The organism is Chryseobacterium paridis (assembly GCF_016595215.1).
Taxonomy (GTDB): domain Bacteria; phylum Bacteroidota; class Bacteroidia; order Flavobacteriales; family Weeksellaceae; genus Chryseobacterium; species Chryseobacterium paridis.
On the sequence record NZ_JAENHK010000007.1, the window covers coordinates 20,342 to 34,476 of the forward strand.

Genomic DNA, 14,135 nt, shown 5'->3' on the forward strand with positions numbered 1-14,135 from the left:
ATCCCGCTGGTTTACAGCGGGATTTTTTGTTTTTTTATCCAAATATAGATAAAACTGTAAAAAGACTTTCTTATTTTTAAGGTGCAGTTTTTACTGCATTATACATCATTGAGTCTTTCTGCTGGTCAGTATAATCATATTTGTAGTGATAAAATGAAGATTCCCAATCACCATAACCAACATTTGGAATGATAATGAATTTTTTTCCGAAATCCTTTGCGGAATTCTTTACTGCGGCAGACCTTTCTGTTTCTGTTTTTTTGTCGAATATGCCGGAGAAATCAGAAAGATTATCTCCCAACAACAAAACAATATTATAATTTTTAGCAATATCAACTCTTCGGTTTTCTTTACTGCTTTCCTTTGAGCGGAGGATAAGGTTGGTATCATTTTGAAGCGGGAAATTGTATTTCTTCAAGTTTTTCACTGTTCCTGCGCGTTCCTGCTCCAGACGATTGGTTACATAAAATACCTGAACGCCCTTCTCAGCTGCATATTGGTAAAATTCCTGAGAGCCTGTAAGCGGTTTTGCAATTCCCTTAGCGGTCCATTCCTCCCAGGTGGTCTGATCATAACCCTTTCCCATCTTAGAACGTTCAACGGCATAATAAGAATTATCTAAAAAAGTCTCATCAATATCCGAAACAATGGCTAAAGGCTTTTCCGATTTTTGTACTAAAGCTTCATCCAAACGGAGCCTGGCTATATTGTAAGCCTGGAGGCAAAGTGCTTGGTATTCTGCTGCCCGTTGCTGATAAAAGGCAGCGTATATTTTTCCGTCACGCCCAAGATTTTGATAAGGACTATCCTGAACAGAAACTTTTGAAACCGGAACTGCTGTTTTGCAGGATAATACCAAAACAAATAAGCAGTTTGCGATAATGAATTTAAAATTTTTCATTGAATTAATATAGAGAAAACAAATTTAGGACTATTTGGTTCTTGCTGCAATTAAACAGATAGATTGCTCGAGAAATATCTGTCTCTTTGAAAATTTCAGAATGTTAAATAGTATGTAATCAGTGTTTTTCTTGGATAACCTGATATGTTATTCAATTACAACTTTGCTGTACGGGAGAAGATGTAGGTGAGCATACCTGGAACATTGATATGTGTATTTTTAAAATGGTCCGGAGCTATTCTGAATCCCAGTTTTTCAAGCAATCTCACAGAAGACATGTTTTCACTGGAAGGGAATGCAATTATTGTTTCAACATCCATGACTTCGAACGCGTATTTGAGTATTTGGACAATAACCTCTCCCATGATCCCTTTACCTTGAAATTCTTCGAGAAGTTCATATCCGATTTCTACGGTTCCTTTTGGTATATCAAAGTTCCAGAGACAGATTGCTCCAATCAAAGCAGACTCATCCCGAAGGGAAATCGCCCAAAATATACATTCATTTTTATTGATCAGGATATCAATCTTATCAATATACGCAATGGCCTCGTTGACATCTACAAATGGTGTCTTTCCTGTCAGCGTAGCAACTTCGACATTCGATCGCAGCTGATAAATTTCTTCTGCATCATTCTTTGAAAGCCTACGAAGAATCAATCTATCGGTTTCTAATTCGGGGAAATTTGAAAAGTCTGGTTGGTGCATCTGATATTCTCTACTGATTAGGGATTCGGTTTTTTATAAAGTTATTCAATAAAATCCGGATAACAAAAACAAAAAGAGGAGTTCAGCTTTTAATAATGTTATGTCCTAAATCAGCACTATGATCTTCAAATGGTCAGGCATGATCCATATTTTATAACATAAAAGTATTGTGAATATAGAGCACAATTATTTAAAAGTGAGCGCTAAAGGATTCGAACCTTTGACCGTTCCGATTAAAATCGGAATGCTCTATTCTTTGTTGTGTATTAATTGAAATTATAAGGCATAAAAAAACTCACAATAAAAATTGTGAGTTTTGAAGTGAGCGCGAAAGGATTCGAACCTTTGACCGTTCCGATTAAAAATCGGAATGCTCTATCCTTTGTTATGTATTAATTGAAGTTATAGGACACAAAAAAACTCACAATTTTCATTGTGAGTCTTAAAGTGAGCGCGAAAGGATTCGAACCTTTGACCGTCTGCTTAGAAGGCAGATGCTCTATCCAGCTGAGCTACGCACCCTTAAAAAAGTCGGGGCGGCAGGATTCGAACCTGCGACCTCCTGGTCCCAAACCAGGCGCGATGACCGGACTACGCTACGCCCCGATTAAAGGTCATCTGAAACGAATTTTACCTCGTTTTTTGTGGGTGCAAATATAGGATAGTTTTTTGAATTATGAAAATAAAAATTGAGAAAATATTTTTGAATTTAAAATTGGGGTTGTTAGAAGGCTTTTAATCATTATGTTAAATATTGAAAGAAATTTTTTAAGTAAGTATACTTGTTTATGGTCCGTATGTAAAATTGACACAACAATAATACAAGAAAGATAATAATGATTTGTGGAAATGATTATTTTTCCCCAGCTGTGTAAAGTTTAGAATATTATGACACCAAATTCATTATTAATAGTTCATCCTTTATAGTCAGAAAAAATAATTAGCGTAAATCGTTTAAATCGCTTCCTAAATTCCCCCTGGTATCCTTATTAATTCTGATCTGGTCCCTTAAGCAGGTTGTTATGTGTTCTAATTTTGATTTATCAAATTTTGCTAATCTTCTTAGTAAAGAAAATTAGATCGTAACATTTAAAAGAAATGAATATAAAACTATTGTCTAAATTATTATTGCTATGCAGTTTGTATGGAATAAGTGCTCAAGCCCAGTCTCAAAATAATGTAAAAGAACCAGTAAGTTCACATGCTGTTATTCTGGAACAAGCACTTAAAGAAAAAGGGTTTGATCATAAAGCTGTGGAGATTATGATTGTTGACTTTCCTCCATTAGGTGTCTCAGCAGCTCACAGGCACCCTTGTCCTACATTTGGATATGTGCTTTCCGGAGAATTAGTTTCGGTATTTGAAGGGAAGTCACATACTTATAAAGCTGGTGACAGTTTCTATGAAACACCGGAGGGATTACATAATAGCACGAGGAATCCAAGTAAAACAAAACCAGCTAAACTGTTAGCTTTCTTTATAAAGGATGATCCTGGAGTTACCATAATACCAGAGAAAAAGTAACAGTCATTTTTTAATATAAACATTAATTATTATGAAAAACTCACACGGAATTCCTCAGCTTTTCTTACGTATAGCCTTGGGCTTGGGCTTTATTATTCCGGTCATGGATAGATTAGGAATGATTGGTGCACCCGGTTCTGGGAAAGTTGCTTGGGGAGATTGGCAGCATTTTTCTGCTTATACAAATACTTTAATGCCTTTTTTGAATACAACAGGAGCTGATATTATGGGAATCTTAGCTACAGTAGCGGAGTTAATAATAGGCCTATGCTTAATAATTGGTTTGAAAACAAGAATAGCCGCATTAGGAGGTGCAATGATTACGTTTGTATTTGCGATCTGTATGATTGCTACGCTTGGAATTGGTGCACCTTTTAAATATCCGGTTTTTGTATTTACCGGAGCAGGGTTATTATTGTCAAGTTTACATCAATTCAATTGGAGTATAGACAGCATGCTTCCTGCAAAAGAAAATGAATCTTCAAAAAGTGTAGATTAATATATGTATTATTCTATTCAATTATAAGAATAATTTTTTCAATTTCGGTATTTCGGAAAATATCGATATATTTGCTCCATGGAATTAATTGCAGTTTTTAAAGCGCTTGGCAACCAAACTAGAATTAATATATTAATTTGGTTAAAGGAACCTCACCTTTATTTCCCGGCGGAAGAATTGCATAATTATGATGCAAACCTTGGTGTGTGTGTAAGTGATATTACCAAAAAAACGGGCTTGTCTCCGTCTACTACCTCAGACTATCTAAGTTTATTGCAAAAATGTGGGCTTATAGAAGCTACACGTGCCGGGCAATGGACATACTATAAACGTAATGAAGGAGCTATTGAGACATTGAATAAACTAATTCAGGAAGCCTTTTGATTTTTTTTAAATTAATATTTCGAAAATAAGCGAAATACCTAAATATGTAAATATGAAAGCGATTGTAATCGAAAATTATGGAGGACCCGAAGTTCTTCAGTTAACGCAAGTAGCTACTCCAACTATAACAAGTCCGTCTCAAGTCTTGGTGAAGGTGAGAGCTACTTCTATAAATCCACTTGACTATCAGGTAAGACGAGGAGATTATTCTTCAGTGTTTGACTTACCGATTATTACGGGCCACGATATTTCAGGGGATGTTATAGCAGTGGGTGAAGCAGTAGAAAAATGGCAGCCTGGTGATAAAGTTTATTATTCTCCGCGTTTTGGGAGTTCTGGCAGTTATGCTGAATATCACCTCACGGACGAATCTTCATTGTCCAGGATGCCGGATAATGTAAGCTATGAAGAAGCTGCCGCAATTCCGCTTATTGGAGGGACGGTATGGGAAATGCTTGTGGTACGGGCCCAATTAAAAAAAGGAGACAGTGTTCTAATTCTCGGCGGTGCAGGTGGTGTTGGAACATTAGCAATACAGGTGGCTAAGTCGTTAGGAGCTTTTGTATATACAACCGGACAAAGTGTTTTACATGAAAAACTTCAAAATCTAGGAGCAGATGTGGTTATTGACCATCATAAACAAAACTATATTGAAATGATACAGGCTCATACCAAGGGAAATGGAGTAGATGTGATTATTGATACAGTAGGAGGTAGTACACTCTCAGATAGTCCGCTTGCTTTGGCTAATTATGGAAGAATTGTAACGCTGGTTGATATTACCCAATCTCAGAACCTTATTCATGCCTGGGAAAAAAATGCAACCTATCATTTTGTTTTTACCCGACAAAGCAGAGATGAACTCCATCATATTACTCAGCTCATTGAAGCTGGAGATGTAAAGCCAGTTATAGATAGTATTTACGCTTTCGAAGATATTAAAAGTGCCCATCAAAGGATAGAGGATGTAAAGCGAAACAGGCCTTTATTTGGTAAAATTATATTGTCACTGTAAAATGTATTACCAATATATTGTTCCTGTCTATAAAATGATTGTATTTCAGAAAGCCATTATGCTTGGCATCCGGAATGAAACGTAGCGAAGTGAAGAATCTTATCAATCTAATGTCCAGAATAAAAAAATATAGATATTCGATAGCTAAGAGATTCCTCCTGTCGTCGGAATGACAGTGTTGGGAAAAGTCATGTTGCTTGTCATTCAGAATGAAGCGTAGCGAAGTGAAGAATCTCATTTGTCAATCTAATGCCCAATACATAGCAATAATATATAAACCCAATATAAACACAAAAAAACTCACAATTTTCATTGTGAGTTTTAAAATGAGCGCGAAAGGATTCGAACCTTTGACCGTCCCGATTAAAAATCGGGATGCTCTATCCTTTGTGAATCATTAATAATTTTTTGGATTTTGGATTTGCTTTTCCATGCTTTTATTTCTCGCTCCCTTCTGTATGCTTCAGATTTGGAATTGAACATTTCAAAATGAACAATAATCCAGTCTTTAACTTTTGCAGTAAACTCTTTGTGGTTCGAAAGATGTTTTCTTAATCTTTCCTGTAAATTTTCACAGGAATGTCCAATGTAATATTTGTCTAGAGATTTAGAATAAAGTATGTAGCAGTGACACATAAATCTAATATATGCAAAAAAAATAAAATTGTGAGTTTAAAAGTGAGCGCGAAAGGATTCGAACCTTTGACCGTTCCGATTAAAAATCGGAATGCTCTATCCTTTGTTATGTATTAATTGAATTTATAGGATACAAAAAAACTCACAATGAAAATTGTGAGTTTAAAAGTGAGCGCGAAAGGATTCGAACCTTTGACCGTTCCGATTAAAAATCGGAATGCTCTATCCTTTGTTATGTATTAATTGAATTTATAGGATACAAAAAAACTCACAATGAAAATTGTGAGTTTTAAAGTGAGCGCGAAAGGATTCGAACCTTTGACCGTCTGCTTAGAAGGCAGATGCTCTATCCAGCTGAGCTACGCACCCATTGGCAATTTTGAGAAAATTACTAAAACAGTCGGGGCGGCAGGATTCGAACCTGCGACCTCCTGGTCCCAAACCAGGCGCGATGACCGGACTACGCTACGCCCCGAATTATAGTTAAGAAAAAGAAAGCGGAGGGTAAGGGATTCGAACCCTTGCGACACTTTCGCGTCGACAGTTTAGCAAACTGCTCCATTAACCACTCTGGCAACCCTCCTTTTATCTTTATTTTTAAATGATCGTTATTCCGTTATTGCGAGTGCAAATATAGAATAGATTTCTTTATTTACCAAATAAATTTCAAGAAAATTTTACGTATTTTTGAGCTAATAAATGATTAAAAAATAAGACTAATGCGTAAAACATTATATATCATCGGATTAAGCGCTTTTGTGTTTTCTTGCGCCCCTCAGAAGAAAGTTGTAAAAACAACCTATAAGCCAAAAAATCCAGTGACACAGCCAAAAACAGTAGTGAAAACTCCTATGGCTGAGAAACCAAAACCTCAGATTACAAATGATCACGGAGTCGAATTTTTTACAACGAATATAGCAGATCCGACAAAAAATGATAATACCGCAAGTTATGGTTCTATCGTCTCTGCAAAACCTTCAGGATATAAGGTCGTAAAAACATACTTCCCGGCAGTTGCTCAGAATTTCAGACAGAAATATTTAATACTCCATTATACTGCTATACCAGATGATAAATCAATCACAGTTCTTACACAACAAGCTGTAAGTGCTCATTATTTGGTTAATAATTTGGGTGATAACGAGATTTATCAGTTGGTGGATGAAAATAAACGTGCTTACCACGCTGGAATCAGTTCGTGGAGAAGTGACAAAAATCTTAATGATAACTCTATAGGAATTGAAATCGTAAATGCAGGGTATACAACAGATGCCACAGGGAAAAGAATTTTTGCTCCATTTAGTGATGATCAGGTGAAAAAAGTAGCTGCTCTTGCAAAAGATATTGCAACCAGATATCAGATTCCTGCAACCAATGTGTTGGCACATTCTGATATTGCACCCACCAGAAAGCAGGATCCCGGACCTATGTTTCCATGGAAAAAATTATATGACGAATATCAGATAGGAATGTGGTATGATGAAGCAGCAAAACAGAGTATCTTTGAACTGGCACAAACCGATTTCCAAACCCGATATAATGAAGCGTCGTTTATCTTTTTAATTCAAACAGCACTTCAGAAGTTTGGATACGGAATAGAGCCAAGTGGCGCGTGGGATGATGCTACGAAAAAGACCATTGAGGCTTTTCAGTATCACTTCCGCCCGCAAAACTATGATGGAATCATGGATGCTGAGACGTGGGCCATATTGCAAGCTTTGAATCAGAAGTATCCTGTAAAATAAAATTTAAAGCGCATCTGTTAACGATGCGTTTTTGCTATATTTAAACGATTAAAAAAATAAAAAATCTGTAATGGAAAATTTCAGAAAAGAAAGCGATTTGCTGGGTGAACTTAATGTACCGGTAGATGCTTATTATGGAGTGCAAACCCAAAGAGCGATCGATAACTTCAAAATTTCGGGACAGCTTCTTTCCTCATATCCTGATTTTATTAAAGGATTGGCTTTTGTAAAAAAGGCTGCTGCCAAAACAAATTACGAATTAGGACTATTAGAAGAAGATCTGTATTTTAAAATAGCAGAAACATGCGATGAGATTATCGATGGAAAATTACATGATCAATTTCCTGTAGACATGATTCAGGGTGGAGCAGGTACTTCGATCAACATGAATGCGAATGAAGTAATTGCAAACAGAGTTTTAGAGAAATTAGGTAAAAATAAAGGAGAGTATCAATTCTGCTCGCCAAATGATCATATCAACCTTTCACAGTCTACTAATGATGCTTATCCTACAGCAATCAAAATGGGACTTTTAAGAATGAATGTAGGATTGGTTGAAAGACTTGAAAGAATAGTAGATGCATTTCGTGCAAAAGGACAGGAATTTCAGGATGTTATTAAAATGGGTAGAACACAGTTACAAGATGCTGTTCCTATGACTTTAGGGCAGGAGTTTGAAGCTTTTGCTGCCAATCTTGAAGAAGATATTTCCAAATTAAATAATAACGCCGACCTTTTTGTTGAGGTTAATATGGGAGCAACAGCAATTGGAACAGGAATTAATGCTCCGATCGGATACGCTGCACTTTGCGCAAAAAATCTGGCTCAGATTACTGGGTTTCCAATTGTTTCCGCACCAAACTTAGTAGAGGCAACACCAGATACGGGTTCTTATGTGATCTATTCATCAGCAATGAAACGTCTTGCAGTAAAATTATCGAAGATCTGTAATGATTTGAGATTGCTTGCTTCAGGTCCAAGAGCGGGTCTTTTTGAGATTAATCTTCCGCCAATGCAGCCAGGATCATCTATTATGCCAGGAAAAGTAAATCCTGTAATTCCTGAAGTGGTTAATCAGGTATGCTTTAAAGTAATTGGAAATGATCTTACCGTAACCTTTGCCGCTGAGGCAGGACAATTACAGTTAAATGTAATGGAACCAGTGCTTTCTCATGCCATTATGGAGAATATCAACTTCCTATCGAATGCATTGGATACCCTTCGTACTAAATGTATCGTTGGAATTACAGCCAATAAAGACGTGTGTCTGAATATGGTAAAACATAGCATTGGTATTGTAACCGCTCTTAACCCCTACATTGGATATAAGCAATCTACACAAATTGCTAAAGAAGCATTGGAGACCGGAAAAAGCGTGTATAATTTGGTATTAGAAAAAGGAGTTCTTACCCAGGAGAAGCTGGATGAGATCCTTGATCCCAAAAACATGCTGATGCCTCATAACAAATAATTTTTTGTTATTTTACACTAATAATACAAAGATCTTCACTTGAATTAAAATGATTTAAGTGAAGATTTTTTAAATACATCATAGAAAATTGAGGTTTTTAATCGTAATTCCTGCCCACAATGAAGAAGATCATCTCTCATTCACTTTAGATTCTTTACAACAACAACGTTATAAGGATTTCAAAGTTGTGATCAGTAACGATGGTTCTACGGATCAGACCGCTGAGGTTATTAAAAAATATACCGATAGTGATCCGAGATTTGAAACCATCAATCTACAGAAATCCCAACATCAACCTGGTTCAAAAGTAGTCAATGCGTTTAAGAAAGGGCTTGATACTCAAAATATGGGTGCTTTTGATATCATTTGTAAATTTGATGCGGACATCATTTTGTCTGAAGATTATCTTGAAACGATAGAAAAAGCTTTCCGGAATAATCCCGATTATGGATTAGTAGGAGGTCTGCTGTATGTAGAAAAAGATGGAGATTGGGTATATGAAGGAAATTCAAACAAACATCATGTAAGAGGCCCAATGAAAGCCTATCGAAAAGAATGTTTTCTTGAGATGGGAGGACTGCGTGAGACTTTGGGTTGGGATAATATAGATTCTATATTGCTGGAGAATTTAGGATGGAAAGAAGTTGTTTTAGCAGATTTAAAAGTGAAATTAATCAAGGTAAAAGGTGCTGATTATACTGTAAGAGAATCTGATTACTACGGAAGATATTTTTACTTTTTGGGGTTGAATAGATTTCTAGCTTATATCGCATCCTCAAAAGAAGCTATGAAAAGTAAATCCGTTTCATTTTTCTTCAAGATCATCAAAACATATGAAGCTTGCAGATCAAAAAAGCTTGAATTAAAAATCAGTAAAGATGAGCAGAAGGTGATCAATGCCCAACGATGGAAAGCTTTAAAAAAGAAATGGTTAAGGATTTAATCCTAGCTTACAGTAACTAATCTTTGCTAAGTGCTAACGCCTTTGCGATCTTAAAAAAAAGAAAGCTATCAAAAAAACTTAGCGGACCTTGCGTTAAAAAAACATATCATACATATTTTGAAAAATATAGCTTACATAGAAATTGATACCCACGCCGAAATTGCACAGGCTTTCATGGATATTATGAAAGACTCGGAAAAATTCAGAGTAGATTATTATTTTTCGAAAAAGATCAAAGATCAGGTGAGGGAGGAAGGAGAGACTGTTTTTTTATCTGATAGCTCGATGATTACTGATCAACTGAAAACAAAAGACTATGATCTTATTGTCATAGGAACGGTTCATCGTTATTTTAATACATTTCTTACCATTGTTCAAAAATATAACACTGCAGTTATTACACATAATCTCAACTTTCCTCAGTCTTCAAAATTCAATTTGGTAAAAAGTATTTTCAAAGAAGATCTCATTTATAGACTCAAATTATGGTGGAAAGAAGGACTATTTTATTCCTCAAAGGTGTACAGACAAACCAGAAGTCTTTTGGTTTTGGATGATGAGCTGTCTACAGAGAAATATAAATTTCTACCTCTTTTTTATACTTTGAATTTTGAAAAGACAGAGAAGACTCATACAGTGATTGTTATTCCTGGTGGTGTTTCACAGAAAAGAAGGGATTATCAATATATTTTTAAAACAATTCAAAATCTTACAACTTCCGAAAAGTTTTCTTTTGTTTTTCTGGGAAAAGCTAAGGGCAAAGAATTAGATACACTGGATAAGCTATCTGAAAACTTATCGAAAAATATAACAATACACTATTTTAAAGAAAGAGTTTCTGCTGACGATTACGATCATTGGATGCAAAAAGCAGATATACTATGGTGCCCTATTCAGCAGAAAACAGAGTTCTTTAGCCAAAGGGAAACTTATGGAAAAACTAAAATGACCGGAAATGTAGGAGATGCTATCAAATACGGAAAGCTGGCTGTTTTTCCTAAAGATTATCCTTCAAAATTAGATTTTATCATTCCTGAAAAGGAAGATATTTTAGCACAGTTTGAACAGCTTACGGTGCAAAATTTTGATTTTCAAAAATCGTATGGAAAAACAAATGTCCTTGCAAGGCTCGAACAAGTATTAAACAGCCTTATTTAAATTTAAAAATACCTTTGATAAAAGTTAGGTTGAGATAATTTTCAATCGGAAATATTTTTGTGAAATAATTTCCAATATAAATCAGGATTAAAACAACAGCCGGCTTGTAAACCAGGTTGATGAAATTATTGTTAAAGGTTGGTAGAACAATCGCCACAGTAATTGCTAAAGTACAGATGATAGAAACAAAAATCATTTCAATACTCAAAGGTGAAACCTTAAATACAAAATAATTGAAAGCAATTTTTATCACATTATAAGTGGTTAATGAAATGGCAGTAGATAAAGCAATTCCAATTAACTTTAAATCAGTGTGCTTGATGAAATAGTAATTAAGTCCAATCGTTAAACCAGCTAATAAAAGCATAACAAGGATATTGAAACGGTAATATTTTGAAAGAGAGATAATATTTCCATTGAATCCTGTTGCTAAGTCTACTAAAACGGCAGATCCCCAGATCCATACTACAGGTTCATACTCTCTCAGCATTGTTCCGTTTTTAGGCATAAATTGAGTAAGAAAAGGGAAACCCACCATAATACATGAGAACAAAACAGCTCCTAAGAAATACAATGACAGAGAAGTTTTCTTATGAAATCTATCCAATTCCTCCATATCTCCTTCCGCAAGTGTTTTACTGATAATGGGCGCCGAAATATTGAATAGTCCTAATTGTGGAATAGATATTAGAGAGATTAAAGCATAAAGAACAGCGTAGATCCCGTTTTCTTCCATTCCCATAAATTCACCGATCATGAAACTGTTAATGGCCAGATAATTTCCAAAAGTCCCTAAGAATCCAAAGAAACTGTAATTCGAAAACTCCTTCCAGAAATTATTTTTTTTGAAATAATCCGTACTGAAATCCAACTGAATTTTTTCTAATTTATTGGTATAATAGACATATCCCAAAAGCATCAGCGCAAACATTCCAAAGAAAAAAACAAAGGCAATTTGCTGAGATAAAAGTAAATAGGAGAAAAGACAGAATGCCCCCAGATTCGCTATTTTAGGGAAGATGTTGTCAAAAATATTGGAAACAACAATTCTTTTATAATTTGAAGTGTATTTATTGAATAAGGCACAAAGCGATAGTATTAAAACCATTGGCAGGATAATTTCCTTACTCTTCCAGGCTTCCAGCTTTGTGAATTTTGGATAAAATAGGGGCAGAATAAAGAAAATAATACTAAATATCACAAAATTGATCAATATGGTGAGAAGTGATAAAGAGAGCATGTTTTGCTTCTTACCATCTTTTTCTACCCTATGGAAAAATTTAACGTTAGAATAAGATATACCCAATACAACTAATGGAACAAGCATTTCCGCAGTTGGCAAAATGTAGCGTAGCTTTCCGTAAAATTCAAAATTACTCGGAAAGATAAATATGGCTGAAATGGTACCCAACAAGAAACCCATATAACCAATAATGGAATATTTGAATCCCTGTCTTGCTACTACACTCATAAAGATATTTTAAAAAGGTTTTGGTATAAAAATAATATTGTTGATGTATTCGGTTTTATTTTTTTCGTCACTTGTATTGCGAACTAAAATTTCTTCAGTAAGCTTTTCAAGTTTAAAAAGGTTGCGGTTCAAATAATGTGCTTCATAGCCCCAGCCTTCAACCTTAGAAATTTCTCCCCAAATTGGTTTATCGTGATGTCTCTGTTCCATTTCCACCATAAGGGTTGGAAGAAATTGTATGATGGTCTTCTTTCCACCCAAAAGGGTTTTCATTTCGTTTCCTTCAACATCAATCTTAATGAAATCCAGTTTTTGAAGTTTTTCCTTTTCTGCCCAGTCGTCAAGTTTGGTTACAGTTACCGTTTCAGTATAGCTTTTCTCTTCTCCCTTTTCTTTGTATGAAGTATTTAGCGTTCCCCTTGAGGCAACCATTTTACCGTTGATAATAGGAACTTTAAATTCTGCGATTGTATTTTCATCTGAAAGCGCTAAAGAAAGGACTCTCATAGAAGGAAACAATCTTTTTAAACGGGCGTATAATTTTTTGTTAGGTTCAAAACCATAAATATTTTTATGATTAAGCTTACTTTCTAATTGGTACAAAAAAGTTCCGACATTAGCTCCAATATCAAAAATCACAGCGTCTTCCGATAAATATTCCTTGATCCACACAAGTTCCGGTTCTACATTACGCACCGAAAAATTATCTTTTGAAAGATGATGTAAAGCTTTGAAATATCTACTTTTATAAAAACTTGGACTTATATATTGTAAGTTTTCTGCAATTCTTTGGTATAAAGACATCCTTGATTATTTGACAGAGAGCAAAGATAATCAAAAATGTTAAACTCATGTTAATTTTGTTTAAATGTAATCCGTTGATTTTCAGTGAAATTTCACCTTGCTGTTTTATAATAAAATAATGACTTAATTCATTGATTTCAGAGGGATTATTTCATAAGTGAATTAAGTGCTGAAAAGACTGGGTATCACATTCTTTACTGAAAAGGAGTGTTCAGAAAATCGTTGAATGGTTTCATGAGTTTAAAAATTTTTGTAAGCTCCTTTGCTGCATTTTTATCTAAAACGATTTCATCTTTTACTTTATAAACGACAATGAAATTTTTCAATTTTAAATATTCTCCCATTGGATCTTCCTTTTCAAATCCCTGAGGGATTTTTTTTAATTTATCTTCCTGATCTAATTCCGGAAAATACTTTTTGAAATCTTTATTATTGACTATTTTAATGAAATCATCTCCATACAAAGAGATTTCTTTTCTGACTTCTTTTAACACGGATGACTCAGGCATGTAGATCCCACCTGCCACAAAAGATTTACCAGGTTCAAGATGAAGATAGTAGCCTCCTTTTTGGCTTCCTTTACCCATCCCTAATGAAGCGCCAAAATTAGTTTTATATGGAATTTTGTCTTTTGAAAATCGGGTGTCCCTGTAAATTCTGAAAAGTGCTTTTTTTGCATCGATCTTCGCCAACTCTCCATCAAATCCAGACATTTCTTTAATTAAATCCTCCAGAAAGGCAATTACATTTTCCTGTGATTCAGTAAAAATACTTTTGTTTTCATTAAACCATTCACGGTTGTTGTTTTTGGATAATTTCTTTAGAAAGTCAAAGGTTTTTGTAGAAATGGTAGCTGACATGTTTTTTTTATTTTAAT

General features: G+C 34.9%; 14 protein-coding genes and 5 tRNA genes. 8 read left to right on the forward strand and 11 right to left on the reverse strand.

All coding sequences use genetic code 11. The features are described 5' to 3' along the window. Positions 1 to 76: 76 nt before the first annotated feature. The 4 genes from JHL15_RS06985 to JHL15_RS07000 all read right to left on the reverse strand — a co-directional run bounded on the left by JHL15_RS06985 (position 77) and on the right by JHL15_RS07000 (position 2,214). Positions 77 to 901, reverse strand: a complete 825-nt coding sequence (locus JHL15_RS06985; RefSeq protein ID WP_200244528.1) for a 5'-nucleotidase, lipoprotein e(P4) family — start codon at positions 899 to 901, stop codon at positions 77 to 79. 155 nt (positions 902 to 1,056) lie between these two features. Beyond that, complete coding sequence (locus tag JHL15_RS06990; protein WP_200244529.1) at positions 1,057 to 1,608, reverse strand: GNAT family N-acetyltransferase; 552 nt, start codon at positions 1,606 to 1,608, stop codon at positions 1,057 to 1,059. 448 nt (positions 1,609 to 2,056) lie between these two features. Next, positions 2,057 to 2,130, reverse strand: a tRNA-Arg gene (locus JHL15_RS06995). Positions 2,131 to 2,139: 9 nt separating this feature from the next. Next, positions 2,140 to 2,214: transfer RNA gene (locus JHL15_RS07000), tRNA-Pro, on the reverse strand. A 492-nt stretch (positions 2,215 to 2,706) separates the two neighbouring features. On the opposite strand from JHL15_RS07000, the gene JHL15_RS07005 reads away from it, so the two are divergent. The 4 genes from JHL15_RS07005 to JHL15_RS07020 all read left to right on the forward strand — a co-directional run bounded on the left by JHL15_RS07005 (position 2,707) and on the right by JHL15_RS07020 (position 5,030). After that, positions 2,707 to 3,132, forward strand: coding sequence for a cupin domain-containing protein (locus tag JHL15_RS07005; protein ID WP_200244530.1), 426 nt, complete (start codon positions 2,707 to 2,709; stop codon positions 3,130 to 3,132). Between the two features lie 31 nt (positions 3,133 to 3,163). Continuing rightward, positions 3,164 to 3,631, forward strand: a complete 468-nt coding sequence (locus JHL15_RS07010; protein ID WP_200244532.1) for a DoxX family protein — start codon at positions 3,164 to 3,166, stop codon at positions 3,629 to 3,631. 78 nt (positions 3,632 to 3,709) lie between these two features. After that, on the forward strand, positions 3,710 to 4,015 hold the full coding sequence (locus tag JHL15_RS07015; protein ID WP_200244533.1) for an ArsR/SmtB family transcription factor: 306 nt from the start codon (positions 3,710 to 3,712) through the stop codon (positions 4,013 to 4,015). Positions 4,016 to 4,067: 52 nt separating this feature from the next. Continuing rightward, the gene (locus JHL15_RS07020; protein ID WP_200244535.1) at positions 4,068 to 5,030 is read left to right on the forward strand and encodes a zinc-binding dehydrogenase; all 963 of its coding nucleotides are present in this window, start codon (positions 4,068 to 4,070) and stop codon (positions 5,028 to 5,030) included. Between the two features lie 363 nt (positions 5,031 to 5,393). Here JHL15_RS07020 and JHL15_RS07025 read toward each other — a convergent pair whose 3' ends face one another. From JHL15_RS07025 to JHL15_RS07040, 4 genes are all read right to left on the reverse strand, one after another. Then, positions 5,394 to 5,666 carry a GIY-YIG nuclease family protein gene (locus tag JHL15_RS07025; RefSeq protein WP_200244537.1) on the reverse strand — a complete coding sequence of 91 codons (273 nt, stop codon included), beginning with the start codon at positions 5,664 to 5,666 and terminating at the stop codon, positions 5,394 to 5,396. 295 nt (positions 5,667 to 5,961) lie between these two features. Further along, a tRNA-Arg gene (locus tag JHL15_RS07030) sits at positions 5,962 to 6,035 on the reverse strand. 31 nt (positions 6,036 to 6,066) lie between these two features. Then, a tRNA-Pro gene (locus tag JHL15_RS07035) sits at positions 6,067 to 6,141 on the reverse strand. Positions 6,142 to 6,164: 23 nt separating this feature from the next. Next, a tRNA-Ser gene (locus JHL15_RS07040) sits at positions 6,165 to 6,249 on the reverse strand. 136 nt (positions 6,250 to 6,385) lie between these two features. On the opposite strand from JHL15_RS07040, the gene JHL15_RS07045 reads away from it, so the two are divergent. The 4 genes from JHL15_RS07045 to JHL15_RS07060 all read left to right on the forward strand — a co-directional run bounded on the left by JHL15_RS07045 (position 6,386) and on the right by JHL15_RS07060 (position 10,983). Next, entirely contained in the window at positions 6,386 to 7,411 is a 1,026-nt protein-coding gene (locus JHL15_RS07045; RefSeq protein ID WP_200244539.1) for an N-acetylmuramoyl-L-alanine amidase, read from the forward strand. Between the two features lie 70 nt (positions 7,412 to 7,481). Beyond that, on the forward strand, positions 7,482 to 8,882 hold the full coding sequence (aspA, locus tag JHL15_RS07050) for an aspartate ammonia-lyase (RefSeq protein WP_200244541.1): 1,401 nt from the start codon (positions 7,482 to 7,484) through the stop codon (positions 8,880 to 8,882). 88 nt (positions 8,883 to 8,970) lie between these two features. Then, a complete protein-coding gene (locus JHL15_RS07055) occupies positions 8,971 to 9,825 on the forward strand; it encodes a glycosyltransferase family 2 protein (RefSeq protein ID WP_200244542.1) in 855 nt (284 codons plus the stop codon). 117 nt (positions 9,826 to 9,942) lie between these two features. Then, positions 9,943 to 10,983: a hypothetical protein gene (locus tag JHL15_RS07060; protein ID WP_200244544.1), complete on the forward strand. Its 1,041-nt coding sequence runs from the start codon at positions 9,943 to 9,945 to the stop codon at positions 10,981 to 10,983. Here the strand turns inward: JHL15_RS07060 and JHL15_RS07065 are convergent. From JHL15_RS07065 to JHL15_RS07075, 3 genes are all read right to left on the reverse strand, one after another. Continuing rightward, positions 10,976 to 12,454, reverse strand: a complete 1,479-nt coding sequence (locus JHL15_RS07065; RefSeq protein WP_200244547.1) for a lipopolysaccharide biosynthesis protein — start codon at positions 12,452 to 12,454, stop codon at positions 10,976 to 10,978. The genes JHL15_RS07060 and JHL15_RS07065 overlap by 8 nt on opposite strands. A gap of 9 nt (positions 12,455 to 12,463) precedes the next feature. Then, positions 12,464 to 13,258: an FkbM family methyltransferase gene (locus JHL15_RS07070; RefSeq protein WP_200244549.1), complete on the reverse strand. Its 795-nt coding sequence runs from the start codon at positions 13,256 to 13,258 to the stop codon at positions 12,464 to 12,466. Between the two features lie 194 nt (positions 13,259 to 13,452). Then, positions 13,453 to 14,118 (reverse strand): DUF2461 domain-containing protein, encoded by a 666-nt coding sequence (locus JHL15_RS07075; protein WP_200244551.1) that lies wholly within the window; start codon positions 14,116 to 14,118, stop codon positions 13,453 to 13,455. Between the last annotated feature and the right edge of the window lie 17 nt (positions 14,119 to 14,135).